The following is a 10,899-nucleotide window of genomic DNA, read 5'->3' as shown; positions in this document are numbered from 1 at the left end:
CATCCCCGAAATTCCGCGAAACCCGCGCCGTGCCGCCAGCCGACGCGATCCTCAGCGGTTTACCACGAGAACCTTAGACGCAAGGAGTACCAGCCGGATACCCGGACGGGGCGAACCCTCCCAAAAAGCTTAAGGGAATGGTTACCATGTGTCCGGCGGGCGGCGCGCGACTGCGCTATCTCGCGGCGGCACCACGGTTTTGACCGCTCCGGCCGGGCACCGAACGGGGCTCGATCCGGCTGTGGACAGGGCTCCACCAGCAACCGGGGAACCGTCCCGTCCCGGGGCCCGGCGCTTGCGTCGGGCGGTTCCTTGCGGGATCTGGCGTCCCGACGACGGGACCACGAGAGCCGCGAGACGCCGATGGAGACGCTCCTCGACCGCGCCCACCTGGCGCAGCAGACCTTCGGCGACGACGACCTCGCCCGGGAGGTGCTGGCGCTGTTCTCCGGCCAGTGCGACCGGCTGCTCCCGGGGATCGCCGATCCGGACCGCGACGGGGCGGGCCGGGCCGACCTCGCCCACACCCTGAAGGGCTCGGCCCTCGGCGTGGGCGCCATGCGCGTCGCGGCGCTCGCCGGGCGGCTCGAGAGCGCCCTGCGGGCCGGCGACGCGCCGGCGATCCGCGACCTCGCGCCCGCCCTGGCGCGGGCGGTGCGCGAGACGCTGGCCCTGCTCTGAGCCCGTATCCCGGGCCGCATCCCGCGGCGCGAGTGCCGCGCGACGCACGGCGCGCTTGCATTCCGGGGCGGCAGCCGCCAATCAGGCCCCGCCGCGCCCTCGTCCGATCCGCGGCCGCGCTCGAGGCTTCCGGAGTCCCAGATGGTCCAGATCACCTACGTCGATGCCGCCGGCACGCCCCGCACCGTCAAGGGCGAGGCCGGCTCGACCGTGATGGAGACCGCGATCCGCAACAACGTGCCGGGCATCGACGCGGAATGCGGCGGCGCCTGCGCCTGCGCGACCTGCCACGTCTATGTCGGCGAGGAGTGGGCGGAGGCCGTCGGCCCGGCCGAGCCGATGGAGCAGGACATGCTGGATTTCGCCTCGGACGTGCGGCCGACCTCCCGCCTGTCGTGCCAGATCCGGCTCAAGCCCGAGCTCGACGGCCTGACCGTCACCACCCCGGCCCGCCAGGGGTGAGGCGGGGGGTGCGGACGGCCCGGCGGCCGAGCCCCGCGCGGCAGGCTCCGTAGGGAGAAGCGGCACCTCGACTTGGCCCGCGAGCGATGACGGGCCTCACGCCGGTCGCGCCGGCAAGATCTGACGGGCGGCGAGGCCGAACAGGCAAGTCGACGGACGACGGGACACTCGACGGGCATACGGCCTAGACCGTCGCAGGACGCGATTCCTTAAGACGCCGCCTCGGATAATGACCCGCGTCCGGACCCGGCCGGACCGGGGAGGCGCAGCGTGATCCACCAGGCTCGAACGGCAGGCACCGATCGCGCAGGCGACGGGTGCGCCCTGTCGGACATCGCCGCCGCGGCGACGACCCTGCGCCAGGCGGCCCACGACAAGACGCAGCGCATCCGCCGGATCACCAGCCAGGTGAAGATGCTGGCCCTCAACGCCCGCATCGAGAGCGGCCGGGTCGGCGAGCACGGGCGCGGCTTCACGGTGGTCGCCAACGAGGTCGGCGCCGTCGGCGAGGCGATCGCCGGCCTCGCCCGCGAGCTGGAGGCCGACGTCGACGGGCGCATCGTCGGGTTGCAGGCGCAGGTCGCCCGGCTGGTGACCCGGGCCCAGGGCGAGCGCCTGGTCGACCTCGCCCTCAACGCGGTGGAGCTGATCGACCGCAATCTCTACGAGCGGACCTGCGACGTGCGCTGGTGGGCGACGGACGCGGCGGTCGTGGCCTGCGCCGCCGATCCGGCCCCGGCGGCAGCGGCCTTCGCCGAGAAGCGCCTCGGCGTCATCCTGTCGGCCTACACGGTCTATCTCGACCTCTGGCTGTGCGACCTCGACGGCCGCGTCATCGCCACGGGCCGGCCCGGCCGCTTCCCCGGCCTGCGGGGGCAGAGCGTGGCGCAGGAGCCGTGGTTCCGGCAAGCCGCCGGGCTCGCCTCGGGCGACGACTACACCGCCGCCGACATCCGGTCGGAGCCGCGTCTCGGCGGCGCCCAGGTGGCGACCTACTGCGCGAGCGTGCGCCGCGACGGCGAGGCCTGCGGCCGGCCGCTGGGCGTGCTGGCGATCCATTTCGACTGGGAGCCGCAGGCGCGGGCGATCGTCCAGGGCGTGCGGGTCGCCCCCGAGGACCGCACCCGCACGCGGGTGCTGCTCGTCGACGCGGCGCGGAGGGTGATCGCCGCGAGCGACGGCGTCGGCCTGCTGAGCGAGCGGCTGCCGCTCGACCTCGGCGATGCGGCGAGCGGCGTGCTCCCGACCCGGGACGCCGAGGGCCTCGTCGCCTATCACCGCACCCCGGGCTACGAGACCTACCGGGGCCTCGGCTGGTACGGGGTGATCGTGCAGGGGAGGGGCGGGGACGGGACCGGCAAGGCCGGCCCGGGCTGAGCCCTTCAGCGCAGCAGCGCCCGCGTCGCCTGGTCGATGCCCTCGAGGGTCAGCGGGTACATCCGGTCGGAGAAGATCTGCCGGATCATCGCGTTCGACTGCGAGTAGCCCCACTGCGCCTGCGGAACCGGGTTGAGCCAGGCCACCTTCGGGAAGTGGGCGAGCACCCGGTTCAGCCAGACCTGGCCGGCCTCCTCGTTCCAGTGCTCGACCGAGCCGCCCGCCATCGCGATCTCGTAGGGCGACATCGCGGCATCGCCGACGAACACCACCCGGTAGTCGGACGGGTAGGTGCGGATCACGTCGAGGAGCGGCGTTCCTTCCGTGTGGCGCCGGCGGTTCTCCTTCCAGACCTTCTCGTACAGGCAGTTGTGGAAGTAGAAGTGCTCGAAATGCTTGAACTCCGAGCGGGCGGCGGAGAACAGCTGCTCGGCCAGTTCCACGTGCCAGTCCATCGAGCCGCCGACGTCGAGGAACAGCAGCACCTTGACGGCGTTGCGGCGCTCCGGCCGCAGGCGCAGGTCGAGCATGCCGTGGCGCGCGGTCTCGCGGATCGTCCCGTCGAGGTCGAGTTCCTCGGCCGCCCCGGTGCGGGCGAAGCGGCGCAGGCGCCGGAGCGCCAGCCGGATGGTGCGGGCGCCGAGCTCCGCCGAATCGTCGAGGTCCTTGAAGGTGCGCTGGTCCCAGACCTTCACCGCCCGGAAGTTGCGGTTGCCGTCCTGTCCGATGCGGATGCCTTCCGGGTTGGCGCCGTAGGCGCCGAAGGGCGAGGTGCCCCCGGTGCCGATCCACTTCGAGCCGCCCTGGTGGCGCCCCTTCTGCTCGGCCAGCCGCTGCTTCAGGGTCTCGAACAGCTTGTCCCAGCCGAGGGCCTGGAGCTGCGCCCGCTCCTCCTCGGTGAGGTGCTTCTCGGCGAGCTTGCGCAGCCACTCCTCGGGGATGGCCTGCGGCTCGACCGCGTCGCTCAGGCTGACGACGCCCTTGAAGACGCGGCCGAACACCCGGTCGAACTTGTCGAGGTTGCGCTCGTCCTTCACCAGGGCGGTGCGGGCGAGGTAGTAGAAATCCTCCACCCGCTGGTCGGCGAGGTCGCGGTCGAGGGCCTGGAGCAGGGTCAGGTACTCGCGCAGCGAGACCGGGACCTTGGCGGCGCGCAGCTCGGTGAAGAAGGACAGCAGCATGGCGCCGATCAACGCGCCGCGGCGCGCTTGGGTCAAGCCCCCTTCGGCACGGGAGCGGGGGCCTGTCGCCGCGCCTCCGCCGCGAGGTTCCAGACGATGCCGCCGACGATCAGCCCGGCGCCGAGGAACAGCCACGGGTCGAGGGGCTCGCCGTAGAGGCGCCAGCCGAGCACCGCGATCAGCGGGATGCGCAGGAAGTCGAGCGGCATGACCAGGATGGCGTCGCCGCGCCGGTAGGCGCTGGTCAGGCACCAGTGCGAGGTGAGGCCGGCGATGCACACCGCCGCCAGCGCCAGGCCGTGGCGCCCCTCGAAGGCGTGGACCGGCACCGCCGGAAACAGCCGGCCGGCGACGAGGTTGAGGGGCAGCTGGATCAGGTTCATCCAGAACAGGATCGACAGCACGCTCTCGGTCCGGGTCAGCGCCTTGGTGGCGACCGCCGTCAGCGCGAACATCACGGCGGAGAGCAGCACCACTAGGCTCGCCGGCTGCAGGGCGGCGACGCCCGGACGCAGCACCACGAGCACGCCGAGGAAGCCGAGGGCCACGGCCGCGACCCGGCTCGCCGTCAGCCGCTCGCGCAGGATCAGGACGGCCAGCAGCGTGACCCAGGCCGGCGTGGTGAATTCGAGGGCGAAGACGACGGCGAGCGGCAGCAGCGTGACGCCGAGCGACCAGGCGTAGTTGCCGCCCCAATGGACGAGGTTGCGGGCGAGGTGCAGCTTCAACCGTCGGGCCGGCAGCGGCCGGCGGCGGGCGAGCGCGACGAGGCCGACGATCGCCACCCCGGCCCCCGCCCGGGCCGCCAGGATGTCGAACAGCCCGAGCGCCGGCGCCAGCTCGCGCACGGCGATCGCCGTCGCCGAGAACGACAGCAGGGCACCGGCCATCCACAGGACGACGGCGACGAGGTCGGGGAGGGGTCTCACCGGCGCAGGGCGGACCGGCGGCGCGGTTTCCCGGGAAGAGAGGTAGAAGGCTCGTCCGGAGCGGGGGCGCGGTCCTGATCCAGAAACAGGGCCACGTCGACACCGCAGGCCCGCGCGATGGCCTCGATCACCGTTGGAGAGACAGCGCGGCGGCCCTGCTCCATCGCAGCCAGTACCTCTAGATCGACATCTGCCTTCGCCGCGAGATCGGCGACGTCCAGTCCGGCATGGCGGCGCGCCGCCGCCAGGGGAGACTCGCCGGCGAGAATCGCAGCGGTCAACCAATCGGGTGCGAAGGTGACGGTGCCGCCCGCTCGTGCGGCTAAGTGTTCCTTGGTGAGGCGCGCGGTCATGCGATCCTCCGCATCCTCGTCACCGGAGCGGGCCAAGAGGGCGTCGTAGGCACGGCGCGACAGGATGACGAGTTCCTCGCCTCCCTCAGTGACGATCGACTGAACGCTCATTCGCTTGACCTCATTCGTAGATGTCGCGCCGATCGCCGACCTTGAACACATCAATGGCGTCGGCCGTCTCGATGAAGACGGCGCGAAAAGACCCCGACCGGATGCGTAGCCCGGGCACTCCGACCAGAGCCTTGACGTCTCCCGTTCCCGTCTCGGCGTAACGCTCCAGCTTCACCTGCATCTGTGCTCGAGCCTTGTCCGGCAACCTCGCGAAGGCTTTGAGCGCCGGTATCGTGAAACGGATCGCCTTCATGCCCCAAGGCCATTCATATGGGAGTGCGACAGCCTCGGGGTGAGACGAACCTCAGGGCCAGCGCACCGTCGGCGGCATCGAGGAGAGGATCGACGCGACGTTGCCGCCGGTCTTCAGGCCGAAGATCGTGCCGCGGTCGTAGAGCAGGTTGAACTCGACGTAGCGGCCGCGGCGGACCTGCTGCTCGTGGCGGTCGGCCTCGGTCCAGGGGGTGGCGAGGTTGCGCCGCACGATCGCCGGATAGACCTCCAGGAACGCGCCGCCGACCTCCCTTGTGTAGGCGAGGTCGGCCTGCGGGTCGCCGGTCCAGTGGTAGTCGTAGAAGATGCCGCCGATGCCGCGTGGCTCGTCGCGGTGCTTCAAGTGGAAGTACTCGTCGCACCAAGCCTTGTAGCGGGCGTAGTCGGCCGCCGGGTGCCGGCTGCATGCGGCCTCGAACGCGGCGTGGAAGGCGACCGTGTCGGGGTCGGCTTGCGTCCGGCGCCGGTCGAGGACGGGCGTCAGGTCGGCCCCGCCGCCGAACCAGGTCTTCGTCGTCACGACGAAGCGGGTGTTCATGTGCACGGTCGGCACGTGCGGGTTCCACGGATGGGCGATCAGCGAGATGCCCGTCGCGAAGAAGCGCGGATCCTCCGCCGCGCCGGGGATCTGGCCGCGGAACTCGGGGGCGAACTCGCCGTGCACCGCCGAGACGTGGACGCCGCACTTCTCGAACACCCGCCCGCGCAGCATCGCCATGGTGCCGCCGCCGCCCGGCGCGCCGGAATGGTCCTTGCGCTCCCAGGGCGTGCGCTCGAACCGGCCCGGCCCGCCGGCCTCGGGGGCGAACGGCCCCGTCGCCTCGTCCTCGATCCGCTCGAGGGCGGCGCAGATGCGGTCGCGCAGGGTGGAGAACCAGGTGGTCGCCTCGACTTTGAGCGCGGCGATGTCGGGAGCGGCGTCGGTCATGGGTGGTGTCATCCCACAGCGTCGGCGCCAGGCCAAGGTCTCAGATCGCACCGGTCTGGCGCAGACCCTCGCCCAGCATCATCCCGGCCGCCACCGCGACGTTGAGCGAGCGCAGGCCCGCCCGCATCGGGATCGCCACCCGGGCATCGGCGTCCGCATGGACCGCGTCGGGCACCCCGGCGGATTCGCGCCCGACCATCAGGCAGTCTCCGTCCCGGAAATCGTGCGCGGTGTAGGGCACCGAGCCGCGCGTCGTGGCGAGCACCAGCCGGATCCCAGCCTCCCGGCGCCAGGCGTCGAAGGCCGCGTAGGAGCGGTGGCGGGTAATCGCGACGTGGTCGAGGTAGTCGAGGCCGGAGCGGCGCAGGTGCCGGTCGGAGACGTCGAACCCCGCCGGCTCGATGATCTCGACGGCGACGCCGAGGCAGGCGGCGAGGCGCAGCATCGTGCCGGTGTTCTGGGGGATGTCGGGCTGGTAGAGGGCGAGGCGCAGCATGAGCCCGGATAGAGAACATCGCGCCTCCCGGCAAAGCCCGCTCGGCGGCCTGCGGCATCGCCCCCCGGTTGGCGGACGACCCGCGCCGCATAGCTGAGAGACCCGGCTGAGAGACCCGTCACCTCCGGAGCCCGCATGTTCCTCGACTGGCTCGAGCGCCGCATCGATCCCTTCGCCCCCTTCGAGGAGGCCAGGCGCCCGCCCGGCACGGTCGCGGGCTTCGCCTGGTTCTACCTGCGGCCCGTCCGCGGGCCGCTGGCGGTGCTGTTCGTGGTGGCGCTCGCCGCGGGCAGCGTCGAGGCCTCGCTCTACCTCCTGATGGGCTGGTTCGTCGACATCCTGGCCCGCTCCGGCCCGGAGAACCTGTGGCGCGACCACGGCACCGGCCTGATGCTCGCCGCCGGCCTGATCCTGGTGGTGCGGCCGATCCTCGCCTGGCTGCACGAGCTCCTGTCGAACCAGTTCGTGGTGCCGCAGACGACGAGCCTGATCCGCTGGCGCACCCACCTCTACACCCTCGGCCACGCCCTGTCGTACTTCCAGGCCGATTTCGCCGGGCGCCTCGCCAACCGGGTGACGCAGGTCGGGGTGGCGGTGCGCGAACTCGCCATCGTGGTGATCGACACGCTGCTCTACGTCGCGATCTTCGCGGTCACCGCGGTGAGCCTGTTCGGCTCGATCAGCCCGTGGCTGATGCTGCCGGTGCTGGTGTGGATCCTGGCCTATGCGGGGCTCACCGCCTACTTCGTTCCGCGGGCGCGGGCGCGCTCGCTCAAGGTCGCCGATACCCGCTCGGCCCTCATCGGGCGCATCGTCGACAGCTACACCAACATCCTGACGGTGAAGCTGTTCGCCCGCGACCGCGAGGAGCGCTCGGCGGTCCAGGCCGCCACGACCGACCACACCGACGCCTACCTGCACTCGTTCCGGCTCATCACCGCGGTCACCGGGACGCTCTCGCTCCTCAACAGCATCCTCATCGTGGCGACGGCGGGCGTGGTGCTGGGCCTGTGGTCGCGCGGGCAGATGACCACCGGGGAGGGGGCGGCGGGCCTCGCCCTGGTGCTGCGGCTGATCGCGATGTCGGGCTGGGTGATGCAGACCGTGCGCGGGCTGTTCGAGAATATCGGCGTCGTCCAGGAGAGCATGCAGACCATCGCCCTGCCCCACGCGCTCACCGACCGCCCGGGCGCCCGCGACCTCGCGGTGACGGGCGGCGAGGTGCGGTTCGAGGGCATCGCCTTCCACTACGGCAAGGCCGAGGCCGGGATCATCGAGGACATGACCCTGCGGATCGCCCCGGGCGAGAAGGTCGGCCTCGTCGGCCCGAGCGGGGCGGGCAAGACCACGCTGACCTCGCTGCTCCTGCGCCTGCACGACCTCGAGGGCGGCCGCATCCTGATCGACGGGCAGGACATCGCCGAGGTGACGCAGGCCTCCCTGCGCCGGCAGATCGCCGTGGTGACGCAGGACACCTCGCTCCTCCACCGCTCGATCCGCGACAACATCGCGTATGGCCGGGAGGACGCGAGCGAGGCCGAGATCGTCGCGGCGGCGCGCGCGGCCCACGCCGACGCCTTCATCCGCGAACTCACCGACCACAGGGGCCGCGGCGGCTACGACGCGCAGGTCGGCGAGCGCGGCGTCAAGCTGTCGGGCGGCCAGCGCCAGCGCATCGCCATCGCCCGGGTGATCCTGAAGGATGCCCCCGTGCTGATCCTCGACGAGGCGACCTCGGCCCTCGATTCCGAGGTCGAGGCGGCGATCCAGAGCTCGCTGGACCGGTTGATGCAGGGCAAGACCGTGCTCGCCATCGCCCACCGCCTCTCGACCATCGCGGCCCTCGACCGGCTGGTGGTGCTCGATCGCGGCCGCATCGTCGAGGAGGGCCGGCACGCCGACCTGGTCAAGGCGGGGGGCCTCTACGCCCGCCTCTGGGCGCGGCAATCCGGCGGCTTCCTGGGCGAGGACGAGGAGCGCGCGGCGGCCGAGTGAGCGAGCGCCGGCCCCGGCGGGGACGCGGCGCGAGAGCGACCCCTCTCCCGGTGGAGGAGAGGGGGGAGACGCCGGGTTACCGGGCGTTGCGGAACGGCTCGAACTTGGTCAGGCCGCGCATCAGCTGACCGAGGAAGGCCTGCTCGCCGCCGCTGGTCGGCGTGGTGCGGGAGATGAAGTCGAACACCCGTCCGTCCTGCTCGCCGTAGAGCGCCACGCGCTCGACCTTGAAGCCGGCGTTGAAGTACACCGCCAGGACGCGCTGGTCCTTCGGGCGCTCGCCCAGGAACATCACGGTGCGCTGGGTGTTCTGGCTGATGTAGTACCAGGACTTGTTGCCGACCGTGGAGACGGTGGTCGGCGTGCCGAGGAGCTGCAGCACCTGCTCGGCGCTGGCGCCGGGCCGCACCTGGGCGACGGCGGCATCGTCGATGATGTAGCCGTGCCGGAACTCTTCGCCGATCACGCAGCCCGCGGCCGACAGACCGATCAGGCCGGCCGCGGCGAGGCGGAGGAGCGACGGTGTGAAGCGGCGCGGCATCGAGACCTCGGGAGACGTGTGCGGGATGGTATGACGGCCGACCGGATGGCGGCCTTGCGCGAGAAGCGACCGTTGCCGTACCCCGGGGTTGTGGCGTTGGCAAGGCACGGCCAAGGTTCCGCCACGGAGGGACGGGCCGCCGGCGCGACGTCACGAGACGCGGCGACCGCCCGTCCGAGCAGGCAACAGGTCGCGCGGGACGTGGCGCGGACGATCGAGACACCCGAGATGATTCGAAACCCCTTCCGCCGCGACAACGCCCGCACCCGCGCCATCGAGGCGCTGCACGTCCGCACCAATGCCGGAGCCCGGGTGCCGGCGCTCTACCTCGACCTCGGCGTGCCCGACACGGTCGAGGGACGGTTCGAGGCGCTGTGCCTGCACGTGGTGCTGGTGCTGCGCCACTTGCGCCGGCTCCCGGCCCCGGCGGCGGACGTCGCCCAGGACCTGGTGAACTCGGTGTTCGAGCAGCTCGATTCGTCCCTGCGCGAGCTCGGCGTCGGCGACATGGGCGTCTCGAAGCGGATGAAGAAGCTGGCGCAGGCCTTCTACGGCCGGGCCGCCGCCTACGACGCCGCCCTCGATGCCGGCGACCTCGACGGGCTGGCGGCGACGCTCGCCCGCAACGTGCTGGCCCGCGATGACGCGCGGGCGGCGCGGGGTCTCGCGGCCTACGTGGCGGCGGCCGACGCCGGCCTCGCCGGGACCGACCTCGACGCCCTGATGGCGGCCGGCCCGCTCCTGCCCGATCCCGCCGCCTTCGCGGGCGATCCGGTGCCGCCGGCCTGACCATCCCGCAAGGCGGCTCTCACCGCGTCTCCTGCGCCGGGTCTCCTGCGCCTGGTCTCCTGCGCCGATACCCCTTGCAGCCGGGCGGGGCGCGACGCATCTCGAAGGAACCGGGCCCGATCGCGCGCCTGCGCGCCCCTCGGGGCTGCCGCGCCCGATCGTCTCGAAGCATCCGGAAAGGAGCCCTCATGACCCCCGACAGCGTCGGCCCGTTCTCCCGCCCGATCCTGGTCGAGCGCACGCTGAAGGCCGGCCAGCCCGTCACCGTCGAGGCGACCGAGGCGGAGCGCGCGGACCTCGCCCGCGATTTCGGCTTGGCCGGAATCGCGCGGCTCACCGGCACTTTCCGCCTCTCCGGCTCGCTGCATCGGCTCCAGGTGACCGGCACCGTCGAGGCCGCGGTCACCCAGACCTGCGTCGTGACCCTCGAGCCGTTCGACGGCACCGTCTCGGAGGAGGTCGACGTCGACTTCGCCGCCCAGGACGCCTTCGCGGGCACGCCGGCCGAGGATGCCGACATCCCCGACCCGATCGTCAACGGCCGCATCGACCTCGGCAGCCTCGCCGCCGAGTTCCTGGCCCTCGGCCTCGATCCCTATCCGCGAAAGCCCGGCGTCGCCTTCGAGCCGCCGGCGGAGGACGCCGAGGAGAAGCCCCTCGCCGCACTCCAGACCCTGAAGGGCCAGGGCGCCGCCGGCAACGACGGCTGACGGCTGACGGCTGACGGCGGCCGCCGCACGAAAGGCTTCAGAATTCGTTTGCGGCTTGGGCCCGGGTCGCTAT

The 10,899-nt window shown here is 72.1% G+C and carries 13 protein-coding genes; 6 read left to right on the top strand and 7 right to left on the bottom strand.

All coding sequences use genetic code 11. The features are described 5' to 3' along the window. Positions 1-363 precede the first annotated feature (363 nt). The 3 genes from DK419_RS17030 to DK419_RS29835 all read left to right on the top strand — a co-directional run bounded on the left by DK419_RS17030 (position 364) and on the right by DK419_RS29835 (position 2,520). Positions 364-681 (top strand): Hpt domain-containing protein, encoded by a 318-nt coding sequence (locus DK419_RS17030; protein WP_109960130.1) that lies wholly within the window; start codon positions 364-366, stop codon positions 679-681. Between the two features lie 141 nt (positions 682-822). Beyond that, positions 823-1,143, top strand: a complete 321-nt coding sequence (locus tag DK419_RS17025; protein WP_109960129.1) for a 2Fe-2S iron-sulfur cluster-binding protein — start codon at positions 823-825, stop codon at positions 1,141-1,143. A gap of 270 nt (positions 1,144-1,413) precedes the next feature. Then, complete coding sequence (locus DK419_RS29835; RefSeq protein WP_425352591.1) at positions 1,414-2,520, top strand: methyl-accepting chemotaxis protein; 1,107 nt, start codon at positions 1,414-1,416, stop codon at positions 2,518-2,520. Positions 2,521-2,525: 5 nt separating this feature from the next. On the opposite strand, the gene DK419_RS17015 is transcribed toward DK419_RS29835, so the two are convergent. Genes DK419_RS17015 through DK419_RS16990 form a run of 6 tightly spaced genes read right to left on the bottom strand, consistent with a single transcriptional unit; the run spans position 2,526 to position 6,791 of the window. Then, entirely contained in the window at positions 2,526-3,701 is a 1,176-nt protein-coding gene (locus tag DK419_RS17015) for a vWA domain-containing protein (RefSeq protein ID WP_109962354.1), read from the bottom strand. 32 nt (positions 3,702-3,733) lie between these two features. Continuing rightward, on the bottom strand, positions 3,734-4,630 hold the full coding sequence (locus tag DK419_RS17010) for a DMT family transporter (RefSeq protein ID WP_109960128.1): 897 nt from the start codon (positions 4,628-4,630) through the stop codon (positions 3,734-3,736). Further along, positions 4,627-5,094, bottom strand: a complete 468-nt coding sequence (locus tag DK419_RS17005; protein ID WP_109960127.1) for a helix-turn-helix domain-containing protein — start codon at positions 5,092-5,094, stop codon at positions 4,627-4,629. Before DK419_RS17005 ends, DK419_RS17010 begins: the two co-directional genes overlap by 4 nt. 10 nt (positions 5,095-5,104) lie before the next feature. Continuing rightward, positions 5,105-5,347 carry a type II toxin-antitoxin system RelE family toxin gene (locus DK419_RS17000; protein WP_109960126.1) on the bottom strand — a complete coding sequence of 81 codons (243 nt, stop codon included), beginning with the start codon at positions 5,345-5,347 and terminating at the stop codon, positions 5,105-5,107. Positions 5,348-5,398: 51 nt separating this feature from the next. After that, a complete protein-coding gene (gene hemF / locus DK419_RS16995) occupies positions 5,399-6,295 on the bottom strand; it encodes an oxygen-dependent coproporphyrinogen oxidase (RefSeq protein ID WP_109960125.1) in 897 nt (298 codons plus the stop codon). Between the two features lie 40 nt (positions 6,296-6,335). After that, entirely contained in the window at positions 6,336-6,791 is a 456-nt protein-coding gene (locus DK419_RS16990; protein WP_109960124.1) for a tRNA (cytidine(34)-2'-O)-methyltransferase, read from the bottom strand. Between the two features lie 135 nt (positions 6,792-6,926). On the opposite strand from DK419_RS16990, the gene DK419_RS16985 reads away from it, so the two are divergent. Further along, a complete protein-coding gene (locus tag DK419_RS16985; protein WP_109960123.1) occupies positions 6,927-8,786 on the top strand; it encodes an ABC transporter ATP-binding protein in 1,860 nt (619 codons plus the stop codon). Between the two features lie 76 nt (positions 8,787-8,862). On the opposite strand, the gene DK419_RS16980 is transcribed toward DK419_RS16985, so the two are convergent. Beyond that, a complete protein-coding gene (locus tag DK419_RS16980) occupies positions 8,863-9,327 on the bottom strand; it encodes an outer membrane protein assembly factor BamE (protein WP_109960122.1) in 465 nt (154 codons plus the stop codon). A 228-nt stretch (positions 9,328-9,555) separates the two neighbouring features. On the opposite strand from DK419_RS16980, the gene DK419_RS16975 reads away from it, so the two are divergent. Continuing rightward, on the top strand, positions 9,556-10,116 hold the full coding sequence (locus DK419_RS16975) for a ubiquinol-cytochrome C chaperone family protein (RefSeq protein ID WP_109960121.1): 561 nt from the start codon (positions 9,556-9,558) through the stop codon (positions 10,114-10,116). Positions 10,117-10,304: 188 nt separating this feature from the next. Then, complete coding sequence (locus tag DK419_RS16970; protein ID WP_109960120.1) at positions 10,305-10,826, top strand: YceD family protein; 522 nt, start codon at positions 10,305-10,307, stop codon at positions 10,824-10,826. Positions 10,827-10,899 lie beyond the last annotated feature (73 nt).

Source organism: Methylobacterium terrae, assembly GCF_003173755.1.
GTDB lineage: Bacteria > Pseudomonadota > Alphaproteobacteria > Rhizobiales > Beijerinckiaceae > Methylobacterium > Methylobacterium terrae.
This window is presented reverse-complemented; position numbering and strand designations above follow the sequence as displayed.